We start from the raw sequence: 13,964 nt of genomic DNA, 5'->3' as shown, positions 1-13,964 counted from the left end.
CAACAACGTCTTTTCTCAACGTCTTTTTTCATGAACCCTGATTTGCTGCACACCTACGATCACTATTTTTATGCGCTGGTGGCCCTGCTCGGCACGGCGCTGGGCGTGGCTGGCATCCAGTGGTTTTTGCGCCAGTCGCGCTGGGCCGCATGGGCGCAGTCCCTGCACGGCGTGGCGCCGCCGTTCATCAACATCATCGGCGTGCTGTTCGGCCTGACGCTGGCTTTTCTGGCCAACGACACCTGGAGCGCCCACGACCGCGCCACCAACGCCGTGTTTCGCGAAGCCGACGCGCTGCGCAGCCTGGTCACGCTGTCGGCAGCGTTGCCCGGGCCGCTGCAGGGCCGGGTGCGCGCGGCGATAGCCGACTACGGCCAGGCCAGCGCCGCCGAATGGCCGCTGCTGGCCCGCCGCCAGTCCAGCGCGCAGGTGCCCGACCGGGCCGACGCGCTGCTGCGGCTGCTGGCTGGCCGGGACGTTGCCAGCGCGGCCGGCGACACCGTGCAGGCGCTGATGCTGCGCAAGGTCAGCGACATTCGCGATGAACGCGACCAGCGCATCGGCCTGTCGCAAACCCATGTCAACCCGCTCAAGTGGCTGGGCATGGCGTTTCTGGGCCTGGTCACGCTGCTGTCGCTGGCCGTGGTGCATGTTGAAAACCAGCGTGCCGCGCTGGTGGCCATGGTCTTGTTTGCACTGGCCGCCGCGCCCACGGCGGCGATTGTGCTGGTCCAGGGCAACCCGTTCGAGCAGCCTGCGTCGGTGTCGCCCGCGCCGATTGCGGCGGCGGTGCAGGGGCTGGACACCCTGCCGGTATTGACGCCGGCGCTGGGAAAGCCGGCTTTTCAGGAAGTCAAAAGGGATTTTTGATTTCCTGCGCGGGCTTGATCTCGACCTTCGCGGGAAGCTTTTCTTCAGCCTCCAGCGCCTTGACGACCTGGTCCAGCAGCGTCTGCAGTTCCTTGGCCAGGGCCAGGCCGGCCTGGTCACGGGTCAGCACCACGTCGCCGGTGAGCGAAATGCGGTCGGTGCGGTTCTCGATCTCCAGCGCGCCGATGCGGATGACGTCGCTTTCATTGGCATAGGGTTTGAAGTGGCTCATGGCGTTTTCCTTGCTGTTACTTTTTGATGGCACGGTTGATGGCGTCCATCACCAGGCTGGCGAAATCGCGCAGCGTGAATTCGTCTTCTGGCTTGGGTTTCTTTCTGCGGTCTTGCCGGGACTCGGGCTTGGGCAGCTCCATGCCCGCGTCGCGGACTTTCTGCGGCAGGCCGGGCAGCAGGCTCAGGCCGACCATCTTTTCGAGCTTCGAGACCGTGAGTACCGCATAGTCGCGGGTCTCGTCGTTGGTGACCAGGTAGGCGCCGGCCTTGTGCTGCGCCGGGCTGTAGATCACCTTCCAGATGTGCGTGGGCACCATCACATTGCCGATTTTCTTGATCTTGCCGCCGATGAAGGCCGGGCCGGAGATGACATAGATATCGCCTTCGGCGGTCGCCAGCTGCCGGGCCGCGCTCTCGATGCCGGCCCAGACGCCGGCATTGTTCTCATGCACCTGGGGCACCATGTTGGCCAGCGAGAACGACTCGGCCTGGGCCTTGCGGGTCGCGAAGTCGGCGTTCGGCGCCATGTGTAATACCCGGTGACAAACCATACTCATTTATCTATAGTGAACAAGGCTGAGTGACTGCGGTGTCTCGTAAACCTTCTTTCCGTTTCTCATTTCAACAGAGCGCGTCAGGCTTGAAGTGCAGAGACCGTAACTAGCCCGTGAACAACCCCGCAGCGAACAACCCCGGCACCGGCGAGCCGGTGCCGGGGTTGTTCGCTGGCAGACGCTCGATATTATCAAGGAGTACACATGAAGGGGTTGTTCTGGAAGGTCCGAGGGTGGTAAGGACCGAAACCGTCGTAGTTCGAGACAAGATGCGCAGCGGGACTCTGACCGCAATGGTCATCGTCGGCGAGCAGCCGTTCTTGCAACTCCTGGCATTCTTCCGAGAGCGAGGTTTATCGCTTTCGGCCGAGCGGGCATATGCCCAAGCTATCGGACGCTTTATCGAATGGCTCTCAGTGCGTACTGAAGAGTTCTGGCCGCAGGAGAATCGCGGCCTGATTTACACCGCCTTCGCTCACGATCTGCTGTTCGGCAGCTACTGCGATGGCGAGGACGCCCTCGGGCTCAACTGGACCGCAACCAGCCAGAAGAACGTTGCCCGACTCACACGATGCCTGGTGGAGTTCAGCGACTGGCTTACTCTGCGCCACGGCAGGCCCGCCTTGAACCCAATGCAGGAAGGCGTGACCTATTCCGACCAGCTCATATTCTGGCGCCAATGGAACAAGCAGAAGTCCAGAGCGCTCTTGGCCCACGTCAAGAGTCGCAGCCAGAAGGTACCTAGGTCCGAGATTTCGCGCCGATCGTCGCTCCCTGGCCGACGGAACACCCTCCTGCAGGAAACCAAAGCGTTTCCAGTCGAGCACATAGATGCACTGCTCTGGACCGGATTCATCAATCCGGGAAAGCAGAACGCTGCCGAACTGTGGGTGAAGTTCAATCTGCGTGACATTCTCATCACCCTGCTTTGCCTCTACGGTGGCTGTCGCGAGAGCGAGCCAATGCACCTGTGGGTTGACGACGTGTTTGTGGACCCCGATGACCCAGAGCTGGCCCTCGTGCTTGTACACGAGCCTCACGACGGCATGATTTATTACGTTGATCCGCTGACGGGCACCAAGCGCAAGACCAACCGCACCGACTACCTGCAGCGCTTCTGTGGCGGCAAGCGCCCCTTGACCATGGAAACAGGTCGCCGACATTCAGGCTGGAAGGGCAACCTGATGACTCACCGCGACCGCAATGCGTTTCAAGTATTTTGGATTGATCGCAATGCTGGACGCGTGTTTCTAAGGCTGTGGCGTTTGTACCTCGAATACGTTCGGCCACTCGCCCTTCAAACCCCGTGGGCGTTCTTGACCCGAGACGCCCAACCGCTGGGCGCCGAGGCCTATAGCGATTCGTTTGTGGCTGCTGTTCGTCGGATTGGGCTTACCCCATCAAAGTGGAGCGGAACATCAACCCAGGCAATGCGTCACCGCTATGGGCAGTGGCTCAACGAACTTGGCATAGGCGAGAAGGAAGGCCAAGTCGCCATGCATCACCGCAACGTCAAGAGCCAGGAGGTCTATCGGCAGCTCGGCGTGGCAAAGGTGGCCGCTGCCATGGGCGATGGACAGGCACTTTCATTACCCAGTTTCGAAGGACTGACATGACTCGGCTCAAGGCTACACAGACGCCTGTTGATAAAACAGACGAGGTTGCTGCTCGACCGAAAAACAACCGTGGCCGCAAGGCAGGGCAGCCGCCGACACCACGAACGGCGCTGCAAAAGTGTATTTGGCAGAAAGAGCAGTTTGTCGCGCGCACAAGCGAACTGACCGGCCGTACCGTGTATGAAAACCAGTCACACGACCAATACCTTATTTCTCCCGCTTGGAATCAAGCGGCCGTCCAGGTGGTCGTTGCCGAGTGGAATGCTCGTATCTACGCACTTCCAGGAAGCAACCGACCGCCAGCGGGCCAGCGGGCTGCGGTTGCGGCGCTGTCAGATTGTGTTTCGCCACAAGCCTTCGGAGAAGGCCTGAACGTACTTTTGCTCCAAGAGTTCAAAGCAAAGCTCGACAATGAAGGCTTCCACTTCTCCGGCCAGCAGTTTTTGACGCAGTTGATGCTAGCGATGTGGTGCAAAGGGCTGGTGGCGTGGCCACTGACCGTTCAAGAGCCGTTTCCGTCGGCTATCTTGACCCTCAATAATGCGGGATGGAGCGCCGAGTTCGTAGTCGTTCTGAACTATGTGCGAAAGTACCTCGCCCGCGACACCCTTACCGACGCTGTGACGTTTCGGTTCTTCGTGGACATGGTGCTCTCCAGGGCTGGAGTCGTAGAACTTGGCGACATAACTCCCACCACCATGCAGGTCCAGCCAGCGCCGACGCGAAAGAGGAAACAGCGACCCATGGCGTTTACAGGTCTGCTGCAGGCGCTAAGGGATGAATACTCCATCAAACAGGTTCCGTGGGTACTGGAAGACTTCGGCTTTTATCAGGCCAGGTCTGGTCATCTGCGCCGCAAGGAAAATTTCGAATGGGCTCTTGAGATTGACCCAACAATGATCGAATGGGTGGAATTGGCAAAGCAGCATCTTGCCGAAAATCCGACGAACTATAGGAAACGCCGGAGTGCGGTGAATGTCTTTATCGAGCACATCGCCAAAAACTCGACTGTCAACCGAAGTCCTGCAGGCTACTGTGACATTAAGCGTCGTCCTGATCCTCTCTTTCACATCGATGGCAATAAAGGGCGTCAGACGATGGTGGTGGTGTACCAGTTCCTCAACGAGGTTCTGCACAAAGTCTGTATCCAGGCTGACGACAATGCATTTCCTATTTTGATGCCGGGCTTTGCCAACCCGCTGGTCAAACAGACGTTTATCGGTGTCAACAAGGGAGAGACACACCGCGAGTCCATGCCAACGCGTCTCATTCGCCAAGCGATGAGCATACTGACCGAGAACGATTTCGCTTGGGCGCGAGAGGTCGGAAAGCTCTCAGACAACTTCCGTTGGAAAAATCCAGAAACCCGAGAATTTGAGAGCGTCTGGAGCCCTGTGCGTACATACGCTCTTATGGCCAAGCTTATCCTCCCAGCTCGTACCTATCAAATTCGGCATCTCGACAGCAGTGAAGGCGATTCGCTCAGGTATGAAGAGAACGGAACATGGGGACCAAATACGGGAAAACACGCGCCATCTAATGCGGGCGTCGAGCGTGGTGTGTTCCGGCAATACAAGCGCAAGGACGGTAGTCTCGGCGCTGTGCTGTACTTCAACACCAATAAGACTGGGGACATCGATAAAGACAAGGACAAGACCGGTTTCGTCATGCCGTGGGAGAAGCTGGACGCACTTCAACTGTTTGCACGGATGCGCAACTGGCAGGAAAAGTACAACCAGTTAGATGGCCCAACCAATTGGACCGACATCAACGAACTGAAGGCGGCAAAGCACGTTGAGGACCTTCGCAAGCTCGGCACCAACTTATTCCTCTTCCGTGACCCCTGCCATCAACATCGACCAGACCTTCCTGTGTCTGATGTTCGACTGCGCAACCTCTGGTTGAGGCTCATGGAAGAACTGGAGAAAAGGCTGGCGCTGGCTGGTGAAACCCTCGCAAACGGCGAGCCGATAAAACTTGTTATCAGCTCAACGAAAAGAAGCGCGCCATCGGCGGCACTGTTCGACCTTCACACGCTGCGGGTCACAATGATTACCGCTATGTACGAAGAGGGCATTCCGCCGGAAATCCTCATGAAAATTGTCGGGCATGCCTCGATCATCATGACGCTCTACTACGTCAAGCTCAACGCCGAAACCATTTCGGTGCAGTTGGATGCTGCAGTGCAGGAGCGTCAACGCAAGGAACAGTCCGAGATGGCAGGGTTCATCCAGCGCGCCAGCAGAATGGAGCTGGAGCGCGCCGTCGCCAGAACGCACCCGTCGGCGCTCGATGCCATCACCAGCGGAACTGGCACAGGTTTGGTCGTCATGGACCACGGCGTGTGTCCGGTTGCAGCAAGGCGTTGCCATGAAGGTCTCGCCTCGATGGACCCAAGCTCTGGTTTCATCCGGTATCTGGCTGTCCCGGGTGGAGCAAGCAATTGCGTCCGTTGCCGATTCTTCGTCAGTGGTCCCGCGTTCCTGCTTGGGCTTGAGGCCCACGTCATTGACCTGTCGTACAGACTGCGCAAGGCATCGGTGTCATTTGAGAAGTCCCAACTGCGATTCGATGCCCTTTCGAACCAATTTGCCGACGCTCTTGAAAACGTGACCCCGTTCTCGCAGCAAAGAGACCTGGAAATTGCCGAAACCGCGCTGGAGTCAGTGACCGCCGAGGTTGATGCGATTGCGCTCAGCCTTCAGTGTGCTTACGCCCTCACGGAGCAAAGCATTCACATCAACAACCTTGGCGTCAACAAGCCCGGTGGCAGCGGACTGTCACTGGTGGCAGTGGGCGGCACAGGCGAGTTGGAAGCGGTTCTCACTGAAACGCACGAGTTCGAGCAGTTGCATCGTATTTGTGAGAGCGCAATGCTGTTTGACGGGCTGAAAATCGACTGGCAACACCCCAATCTGGAACGCGCCCGTCTGTTTGACAGAATGCTGCGCGCATCCGGCTGCGAGCCGCACTTCTCGCTTCTAGACGATGAGGATGCGCTCGGTGCGGCTAATGCGATGGGAAAGTTCTTGTACGCCAGGCTGGGGCCAAAAACAGTCCATGATCTCATGGACGGCCGCACCACGCTGCGGGCACTCGGTATGGAAAAGGCTTTTGCAGACCAGCTTCAGGCCATGACGCCCAAGTCCCTTGCCTTGAGCCGCACAATTTTTATTGAAGGCAACTCCTCATGAAAACGTCCACCTCGACCGTTGCGCCTGACCCAGTGCGCGATGCCCGGCAGTTGTACAAGACGCATCGTGAAGCAGCAAGCCGAGAGTCCAAGGTCAAAAATCTCGACATCCTTTGGGAGGCCCTGGAAGGCATTCGAAGCGACGGGGGGCGAGACTACTCGTTGGCTGAAGTTGGACGCCGCCTAGAGGTCGCTGGGGGCCTGAAAACGCAGAGTCTGCGCAACGCGCAAGGGACGCATTTCCGCGAAATCATTAGCGCGTACGCTGAGGGAGGCAGCGGTTCGACAAAATACCTTTCCAAGTCGAAGTCACAAGTCGAGGCAGCACTCGAACTCATCACGGACCCGAGCATCCGCGCCACGCTGCGCATGGCTATCGAGGAGGGAAAACGCCTGAAGGTGGTCAACGACAACCTGCACGCAGCGTTCAAAACCTTGCAGGTGGGAGCGTCCATTTCCGCCACTCCAACGACGGATGGGCAAACTCAAGTCAATGGACCCATTACGCAATTCCATGCGGTTCCGCCGCGACTGCTGCGGGCTCTAAAAATTGGTGTTGACCGAACGCGACTTGCGGAACGTGGTATGACCGTGATGGAGGATGGCAGCATCACCGACGCACAAGGGGAAACATTATTTCCACCGTCATTTGTAACGGCAGCGGAGGCATTCTTAGCCGAGAATAGCCCGTAAGCAAGCCATCTATTTAAATATTAAAAATAATCACAGCCAATGCTCAAAAGCAAAAAACTATTTGAAATTCAAGTTTACAGGACAAAAGAGAATGATTACTACAATGAAATGCGCTCCTACATAGAAAAAATAAATTCAGATAATTCAAATCCATTGATCAGTGAGCATCTGCGCAAAGAATATGGTGGCGATTGGAAATATAACGAGATAATTGGATTTTTACAGTTTTACCAATATGGTGAAAATCAAATCAGGTGCGAATATTGGGATACAGAAGCAACAAGGAAAGTTCGTACTCGACGGAAAACATTCGTACAAGTATCCAACAGTTATTGCAATGAAATGTTCTCGAAATCAGAATCAAATCTGGCTTTGGCCCAATTGATGAAGAATGCTGTAGAGCATTGCGAAAATCGCTTGAAAAACAAAAATTGGACTCTCGATAGAGAGTTGTTTGACAACACGGTAGATTTTATTGACTGGAAATCACTGCTCAACTAAAACAGAACAAGGTGCTGTACTCAGCATAATAAATATTATGACCCTATCATAATTTATGAATCTAGATGAGTGGCTGACGAAAAACAAGTCAAACTTTGGCAGCGATTATGAAATCCTGTTTGCAGAGACGGTATTGCCTCTGATCCCTGAACTCAGCTTTGATGCAGTTTCGGTGCAGTATCCATTTCAGGACGGGGACAGACGACAGCGCTACTGCGATTTTGTCATCCATGAAAATGAGGATGTTCGAATCGCAATCGAGATCGACGGCTATGACAAGCGCGGTATGGGTACGGGGATGTCCCATGCAGATTTTGTTGACTGGCAGCGCCGACAAGCGGCACTGACCTCACAAGGCTGGTATGTGCTGCGCTTTGCTAACAGAGATGTCAGGGACGAACCGAACCGATGTGCAGAACATATCAGCCTGCTGCTCAAGCGTTCACAAAGCAAATCCCAACGCAAGACATTAAGTGCCAAGGAAAAGGAGCGACTGGACGCACTGACCAAAGGCCAAAACGACAAAATCGAATACCTCAATAAAGAGACATCCGTCATGAAATATACCGTCGCGTCATTTACTGCCCTCATCCTCATGCTCGTGATGGTGATCGTCTGGCAGAGTCGCGGGGGTTCATCCGGCCAGTCTCAGGCAACAGTGCAAAGCGCTACCACCCCACTCCAGCCTGTAATGCTTTCTGCTTTACCGGCTACTGAGGTGCCCGTGCAGGTTCCTGAAGGTGCAACCTGCGACAACCCTATCAGTTGGCAACAGGCTGGGCAGCATATTGGTCAGACTGCAGCGGTAGTCGGTCCTTTGATGAAAGTAACTCATCGCGAGAATTCACGCGGCAATCCCACATGGGTTGATGTAGGCGCGGTCTATCCCAATGTCCAGCGGCTGGTACTGGTAATCTGGGGTAAACAAAAACCAGACTTCCCAATGGTAAGGCCGGGACAGTTAGAAGGGAGAAGTGTCTGCATCATTGGGCAAATCGAAAGCTACAAAGGCATTCCTCAGATCGAACTGAAAACCGCGAGTCAACTCAAGATATTGCGGTAGTCTGGGAACGGTCTGTATCCTGGAGAATGGAACTTCGTGAATCGGCTTTCGAAAACTGCCACAACCATGATGAATATCCCCCCTTGCAGGCGTGGAAAGATTGGCTAAGGGCAAAGGCTAGAAAGCTGCTGCGGGTCAGATACCAAAGGGTTGCCCTCCCCTTGCCAGCGAATAATTTTTTTATCGCGGGTTTGTTCCCAGGTATCTACTGGATAAAGTTTGGCCCATGCACACATCAACTGGCGATCTTGCCGGCTCATGTTTAATTTGTATTTTTCGTGCATGTAGAGGGTGATCCGCGCTGCCCTGCCGCGCACTTCTTCGCGTGGCTGAGCCCTCTTTAATTTAAAGTCGATGACGGTTTTACAACTTCCATAAATGGGCGTCGGGTTGTTGCTCCAGGCTCCATAGGAATAATTGCTACGATCGCCATTGACCTCGCCAACGGCTGGCACCAGATTGTTCAAATCGCCTTCTGCCTTACTAAATTCTGTATCTGAAGCTGTGCAATTATCTCGTCCGCCTTGTTGCCAGCACTGACGCTGATGTCCCAAAACCCAGGCTGGAACCACATGCTCCCACTCGATGCGCTCTGCGCGCGTCTGGTTCTTTCGCGGCACATAGCCGCAACTATTCAGGTCAACCTTCTTGCCTGAATAGGTACAACCACAATAGAAATCTTCTTCCAAACCTGCGAAAACTTCAGGGAGTATTTTTTTTGCGTTGGCAAAGTCGCGGTGTCCGATCTCTTTTTTGCTGTTGACTAGTTCTGGCTTCTCAACTTCTGCCTTCTCAACTTGCTTTGTTTGATTCGTTGGTGGTGGCTGCAATGCAGAAGGGCGACAACTGACCAGGAATAGCAGTGTGAAAACTATGCCGAGCAGGCGTCGAAAAACCTGAGAATTCATGGTGGTGGGAGCGGTTTTGCGTTTGAGTATGTTTATTGAGTATATGTACTTAAACAATTTCATTGGCAAACTAGCTGATGAGTATATTTTTTACCGGGTATTGTAGGTGGCCACGGTCGTAGCCCGAGCGTTCATAGTCGCTGAGTTCGGCCCGGTCGCCCTCGGGCAGGGCGTCCTCGGCATGAAAGGAATCCTTGCGCGACAGCTTGGCCGCATTCTTCATGTTCTGGCGCGTCAGGTGCTCGGCCGCGTACAGCGGCGTGCGGCTCAGGCCCGAATGCAGCACCGCGAAGGCCTTGAAGCAGAGTTCCTGCGTGCGCGGCTGCATCTTGGGGTTGGTGACGACAGGCCGCTGGCCGGCGGCAAAGTGCTGGGGACAGGCGGTGTTTGCCAGGACGGAGGTGCCGGCCAGCACGGTCAGGGAGAAAGCCAGGGTACGGAGCATGTATGAAAACCGGGGGAATATCTTTGAAGGGGGGCCAGTGTGCCTCAAGCGGGCATCGGCAGTGCAGGCCATGGGCCGATTTCAACGCCAGAGCGCATTGGTTTTAAGCCGCAAACCACTTTTTTGCATCAAATCGGCCTCTAGCGCAGGCGTAGTCTTCGCTAGCAGCTATGAATTCAGTAGTAAAAACTGCCAGGCACCTTGAGCGGCGTGATGCAAGGCCGGGGTGATTTTCCGAACGAAGCCCGCCGGGCTTGCTGAACGCCGGCCAGACGCTAACCCGCTGGAACCCCCAGTTCCGCTGCCCGGCGGCGCAACTGGGGGCGGCGCAATCGGGCTGTTGCGTCAGCGGGACTGCAACTTGCCGGTCAAGCCTCGCGTCCGCTCAAGCCGCAAGGGCTGCGCTGACGCTCGCCGCCAGCGGCGTGGTCGGGCGGCCGATGAGCTGGCTCAGTTGATGGCTGTCATCAAACAGCCCGCCCCTGGACGCTCCCACGTCGGAATCGGCCAGCAGGCCGGCCAGCCCCTCGGGCAAGCCGACGCTGAGCAGCGCGGCTTTGTAGTCAGCCTCCGGCAGGTCTTGGTAAACCACCGCCTTGCCCGACTGGCGGGCGATTTCCGCAGCGAATTCGGCCAGTGTGTAGCTGCCGTCGCCAGCCAGTTCGTAGATGCGCCCGGCCTGGTCTGCCTGCGTCAGCACGGCGGCGGCGGCGGCCGCATAGTCGGCGCGAGCGGCCGAGGCAATGCGGCCCGCGCCCGCGCTGCCCAGCACGACGCCATGCGCCAGCGCCGCCGGAATGCCGCCCGCATAGTTTTCGGTGTACCAGCCGTTGCGCAGCAAGACAAAAGGCAGTCCTGATGCACGGAGCAAGGCTTCAGTTTCCTGATGTTCCGCCGCCAGCCCCAACGGCGATGCGTCAGCGTGCAGGATGCTGGTATAGGCCACCAGCTTGACGCCCGCACGCTGGGCGGCTTCGATCACGGCGCGGTGCTGTGCGGCGCGCTGGCCTACCTCGCTGGAGGAAATCAGCAGCAGCTTGTCGGCCCCCTTGAAAGCCGCATCCAGCGTGGCCGGCTGGGAGTAATCGGCCTGGCGGACCTGCACACCGCGCGCGGCGAGGTCGCCGGCCTTTGCCGGATTGCGCACAGCGGCCACGACCTGCGACGCAGGAACGGTTTGCAGCAACGCTTCAATGACGAGACGGCCAAGCTGGCCAGACGCTCCAGTAACAACGATCATGGTGAAAATTCCTTTGAAAAAACAAGATGGGTGGGCAGAATAGCGCACAAGCTTACTTTTTGTAAGTACACACTTAAAGGTAAGTATCAATGAACGACGTTGACCTTCACGCAGGTGAAATCGCCACCCTCGCCGACCAGTTGCGCCGGGGATCGTTGTTTTCCGTGGAATGCCCCTCCAGAGAGGTGCTCAAGCATGTGACCAGCCGCTGGGGCGTACTGGTGCTGGTCGCTCTGGGCGGCGGCACGCATCGTTTCAGCGACCTGCGCCGCAAGGTGGGGGGCGTGAGCGAAAAAATGCTGGCCCAGACCCTGCAATGCCTGGAGAGTGATGGTTTTGTGGATCGAAAGTCTTATCCGGTGGTGCCGCCCCATGTCGAATACAGCCTCACGCCGCTTGGCGAGGAAGTGGCTCGCCAGGTCGAAGCGCTGGCGGACTGGATTGAAGGCAACCTGCCGCGCATCATGGATGCGCGCCGCCTGCAGGCGCGCAGCCCCTTCAGCAAGCCCTGAAAGCGTGGCGGGCATATCCGGGGCCAGGCACCCGGCCAAGGGACTGGCCGGATTGACCGTCCCTGCGGCACAACCTATAGTGGCTCCGAACCAAAAAGACCGCATGCAATGGGCGCAGGCCCCAGGCGCGCAACCAGGAGACAAGCCATGCAAACGTATCAGCGCGAACACATCGACAGGGTCATGCAGACGGTGGCCGGCGGCAGCGCTGGCACCCCGGACGCGGCTGGCGACAGCCTGATCCACGACTCATGGCGCCGCTGCGCGCGCGACTACCGGCTGGACCCGACGCGCATGCAGGACGCCATCATTTTGCCCAGCCACCGGCTGCGCGAGCACCAGGACCGGATGGACGAGTTTTTGCAGATCGCGCGCAGCGGCATGCAGGCGCTCTACCAGCATGTGGCCGGCCTGGGCTATGTGGTGCTGCTGACCGATGCGCGCGGCGTCACCGTCGATTTTCTGGGCGACCTGAACAGCGACCATTCGCTGCGCCGCGCCGGCCTGTACCTGGGGTCGGACTGGAGCGAGCCGCTGGCCGGCACTTGCGGCGTGGGCACCTGCATCAGCACGGGCCAAGCGCTCACGGTGCACCAGGGCGACCATTTCGACGCCACCCACATCCCGCTGACCTGCACCACCGCGCCGGTGTTCGACGGGCGCGGCCAGCTCAACGCGGTGCTCGACATCTCGGCGCTGCGCTCGCCGCAGAGCAAGGAGAGCCAGCACATGGCGCTGCAGATGGTGCAGATTTACGCCCATCACATTGAAAACGCCAGCTTCCTGCGCCAGTTCCGCCATGACTGGGTGCTGCGCCTGTCGCCCTCGCCGCAGTTCCTGGAGGTCAACCCCGACTACCTGCTGGCGCTGGACGCGGCCGGCCGGGTCATCGGCCACAACCGCCGCGCGCAACTGCTGCTGCAGGACTGCGTGGCCGGGCCGCTGATCGGCGCGGCGTTCGAGCGCCTGTTCAACGCCCGGCTCGGCGACCTGGGCCGCTTTTTGCACAGCTGCCCGGCGGACCGCCGCGCCATCACGCTGGCCGGCTCCAGCCAGCTGCTGTTCCTGCTGGCCTCGCCTGCGCCCGCCGCCGCGCGCCCTGCGCCATCGGCCGCCGTTGAACCCGTGCCGGCGCCGCTGGCCGCGCTGTGCGGGGGCGACGCGGCGCTGGCGCGGCAGATCGCGCGGGCGGCGCGCTTCGTCAATTCGCCCATCGGGCTGCTGCTGACCGGCGAGACCGGCAGCGGCAAGGAGTTCTTCGCCAAGGCGCTGCACGCCAGCGGCGAGCGGCGCGGCCGGCCTTTCGTGGCGGTGAACTGCGCGGCGATTCCCGAGGCGCTGGCCGAGAGCGAGCTGTTCGGCTACCTGCCGGGCAGCTTCTCGGGCGCGGGCAGCCGGGCCAAACGCGGGCTGGTGCAGGAGGCCGACGGCGGCACGCTGTTCCTCGACGAGATCGGCGACATGACGCTGGCATTGCAGGCGCGGCTGCTGCGCGTGCTGGCCGAGCGCGAAGTGCTGCCCGTGGGCGCGACGCGGCCGGTGCCGGTGAACATCCGCGTGATGGCCGCCACGCACTGCGACCTGGAGGCGCTGGTGCGCGAGGGGCGCTTTCGCGCCGACCTGTATTACCGCCTGAACGGCGCGCACCTGGTGCTGCCGCCGCTGCGCGAGCGCACCGACCTGGGCTGGCTGATAGCGCGCATGCTGGCGAACCCGCGCGACGGCAGCGACACGGCACCGCTGGCGCTTTCCCTTGATGCGCGCGCCCGCCTGCTGGCGCACCGCTGGCCAGGCAACCTGCGCGAGCTGCACAACGTGATCGAGTACGCGCGCAGCCTGTGCAGCCATGGCGTGATCGAGCTGGACGACCTGCCCGATCACCTGGCTGCCGCGCCGCGCCTTCCGGCATCGGCATCGGCAGAGCCAGCCGCCCCAGCCCCGGCTCTGGCCAGCGAGGCGGCGCAACTGCTGCAGCATCTGAGCGCCACCCACTGGAACGTGGCCGAGGCGGCGCGCCGCATGGGCCTGTCGCGCATGACGCTGTACCGCCGCATGCAGCGCTGGGGCATTGCCTCGCCGAACCAGCGCGACGGCGGCGCGGCCGGCTGAGACACGCGGCCTCCGGGCGTGACACC

General features: G+C 59.0%; 13 protein-coding genes. 8 read left to right on the top strand and 5 right to left on the bottom strand.

Going from position 1 to position 13,964, the window contains the following annotated elements; translation table 11 throughout:
* The first annotated feature begins 30 nt into the window (after positions 1-30).
* Positions 31-870: a bestrophin-like domain gene (locus tag PNAP_RS03130; protein ID WP_011800046.1), complete on the top strand. Its 840-nt coding sequence runs from the start codon at positions 31-33 to the stop codon at positions 868-870.
* Here PNAP_RS03130 and PNAP_RS03125 read toward each other — a convergent pair.
* A complete protein-coding gene (locus PNAP_RS03125) occupies positions 854-1,102 on the bottom strand; it encodes a hypothetical protein (RefSeq protein WP_011800045.1) in 249 nt (82 codons plus the stop codon). The two genes, PNAP_RS03130 and PNAP_RS03125, sit on opposite strands and share 17 nt — an antisense overlap.
* A gap of 16 nt (positions 1,103-1,118) precedes the next feature.
* The gene (locus PNAP_RS03120) at positions 1,119-1,631 is read right to left on the bottom strand and encodes a DNA/RNA non-specific endonuclease (protein WP_011800044.1); all 513 of its coding nucleotides are present in this window, start codon (positions 1,629-1,631) and stop codon (positions 1,119-1,121) included.
* Positions 1,632-1,771: 140 nt separating this feature from the next.
* On the opposite strand from PNAP_RS03120, the gene gmtY reads away from it, so the two are divergent.
* Genes gmtY through PNAP_RS03100 form a run of 5 tightly spaced genes read left to right on the top strand, consistent with a single transcriptional unit; the run spans position 1,772 to position 8,724 of the window.
* On the top strand, positions 1,772-3,274 hold the full coding sequence (gene gmtY, locus PNAP_RS03115) for a gamma-mobile-trio recombinase GmtY (RefSeq protein WP_232290744.1): 1,503 nt from the start codon (positions 1,772-1,774) through the stop codon (positions 3,272-3,274).
* Entirely contained in the window at positions 3,271-6,468 is a 3,198-nt protein-coding gene (gene gmtZ, locus PNAP_RS03110) for a gamma-mobile-trio integrase GmtZ (RefSeq protein WP_011798029.1), read from the top strand. The genes gmtY and gmtZ overlap by 4 nt, the downstream gene beginning before the upstream one ends.
* A complete protein-coding gene (gene gmtX / locus PNAP_RS03105) occupies positions 6,465-7,160 on the top strand; it encodes a gamma-mobile-trio protein GmtX (protein WP_011798028.1) in 696 nt (231 codons plus the stop codon). The genes gmtZ and gmtX overlap by 4 nt, the downstream gene beginning before the upstream one ends.
* A gap of 39 nt (positions 7,161-7,199) precedes the next feature.
* Positions 7,200-7,661, top strand: coding sequence for a hypothetical protein (locus tag PNAP_RS25495; RefSeq protein ID WP_011798027.1), 462 nt, complete (start codon positions 7,200-7,202; stop codon positions 7,659-7,661).
* A 55-nt stretch (positions 7,662-7,716) separates the two neighbouring features.
* Entirely contained in the window at positions 7,717-8,724 is a 1,008-nt protein-coding gene (locus PNAP_RS03100; protein WP_011798026.1) for an endonuclease domain-containing protein, read from the top strand.
* A gap of 104 nt (positions 8,725-8,828) precedes the next feature.
* Here PNAP_RS03100 and PNAP_RS25490 read toward each other — a convergent pair whose 3' ends face one another.
* The 3 genes from PNAP_RS25490 to PNAP_RS03090 all read right to left on the bottom strand — a co-directional run bounded on the left by PNAP_RS25490 (position 8,829) and on the right by PNAP_RS03090 (position 11,317).
* Complete coding sequence (locus PNAP_RS25490) at positions 8,829-9,632, bottom strand: endonuclease (RefSeq protein WP_157040202.1); 804 nt, start codon at positions 9,630-9,632, stop codon at positions 8,829-8,831.
* Positions 9,633-9,702: 70 nt separating this feature from the next.
* Positions 9,703-10,077: a DNA/RNA non-specific endonuclease gene (locus PNAP_RS03095; protein ID WP_049763633.1), complete on the bottom strand. Its 375-nt coding sequence runs from the start codon at positions 10,075-10,077 to the stop codon at positions 9,703-9,705.
* Between the two features lie 385 nt (positions 10,078-10,462).
* Positions 10,463-11,317 carry an SDR family oxidoreductase gene (locus PNAP_RS03090; protein WP_011800041.1) on the bottom strand — a complete coding sequence of 285 codons (855 nt, stop codon included), beginning with the start codon at positions 11,315-11,317 and terminating at the stop codon, positions 10,463-10,465.
* Between the two features lie 89 nt (positions 11,318-11,406).
* Here PNAP_RS03090 and PNAP_RS03085 point away from each other — a divergent pair, with 89 nt between their 5' ends.
* Together PNAP_RS03085 and PNAP_RS03080 are read left to right on the top strand one after the other, a co-directional pair.
* Positions 11,407-11,829: a winged helix-turn-helix transcriptional regulator gene (locus tag PNAP_RS03085; RefSeq protein WP_011800040.1), complete on the top strand. Its 423-nt coding sequence runs from the start codon at positions 11,407-11,409 to the stop codon at positions 11,827-11,829.
* A 147-nt stretch (positions 11,830-11,976) separates the two neighbouring features.
* Positions 11,977-13,938, top strand: coding sequence for a sigma-54-dependent Fis family transcriptional regulator (locus PNAP_RS03080; RefSeq protein ID WP_011800039.1), 1,962 nt, complete (start codon positions 11,977-11,979; stop codon positions 13,936-13,938).
* Positions 13,939-13,964: the final 26 nt, after the last annotated feature.

It is taken from the genome of Polaromonas naphthalenivorans CJ2, from assembly GCF_000015505.1.
In the GTDB taxonomy this organism is placed as follows: domain Bacteria; phylum Pseudomonadota; class Gammaproteobacteria; order Burkholderiales; family Burkholderiaceae_C; genus Polaromonas; species Polaromonas naphthalenivorans.
This window is presented reverse-complemented; position numbering and strand designations above follow the sequence as displayed.

What these genes read in the sequence shown, in the direction of transcription:
- PNAP_RS03130 (WP_011800046.1), top strand. Translation starts at nt 31, where the DNA reads ATGAACCCTGATTTGCTGCACACCTACGATCACTATTTTTATGCGCTG.
- PNAP_RS03095 (WP_049763633.1), bottom strand. Translation starts at nt 10,077, where the DNA reads ATGCTCCGTACCCTGGCTTTCTCCCTGACCGTGCTGGCCGGCACCTCC.
- PNAP_RS03080 (WP_011800039.1), top strand. Translation starts at nt 11,977, where the DNA reads ATGCAAACGTATCAGCGCGAACACATCGACAGGGTCATGCAGACGGTG.
- PNAP_RS03090 (WP_011800041.1), bottom strand. Translation starts at nt 11,317, where the DNA reads ATGATCGTTGTTACTGGAGCGTCTGGCCAGCTTGGCCGTCTCGTCATT.
- gmtZ (WP_011798029.1), top strand. Translation starts at nt 3,271, where the DNA reads ATGACTCGGCTCAAGGCTACACAGACGCCTGTTGATAAAACAGACGAG.
- PNAP_RS25495 (WP_011798027.1), top strand. Translation starts at nt 7,200, where the DNA reads ATGCTCAAAAGCAAAAAACTATTTGAAATTCAAGTTTACAGGACAAAA.
- PNAP_RS25490 (WP_157040202.1), bottom strand. Translation starts at nt 9,632, where the DNA reads ATGAATTCTCAGGTTTTTCGACGCCTGCTCGGCATAGTTTTCACACTG.
- PNAP_RS03100 (WP_011798026.1), top strand. Translation starts at nt 7,717, where the DNA reads ATGAATCTAGATGAGTGGCTGACGAAAAACAAGTCAAACTTTGGCAGC.
- PNAP_RS03085 (WP_011800040.1), top strand. Translation starts at nt 11,407, where the DNA reads ATGAACGACGTTGACCTTCACGCAGGTGAAATCGCCACCCTCGCCGAC.
- PNAP_RS03125 (WP_011800045.1), bottom strand. Translation starts at nt 1,102, where the DNA reads ATGAGCCACTTCAAACCCTATGCCAATGAAAGCGACGTCATCCGCATC.
- gmtX (WP_011798028.1), top strand. Translation starts at nt 6,465, where the DNA reads ATGAAAACGTCCACCTCGACCGTTGCGCCTGACCCAGTGCGCGATGCC.
- PNAP_RS03120 (WP_011800044.1), bottom strand. Translation starts at nt 1,631, where the DNA reads ATGGCGCCGAACGCCGACTTCGCGACCCGCAAGGCCCAGGCCGAGTCG.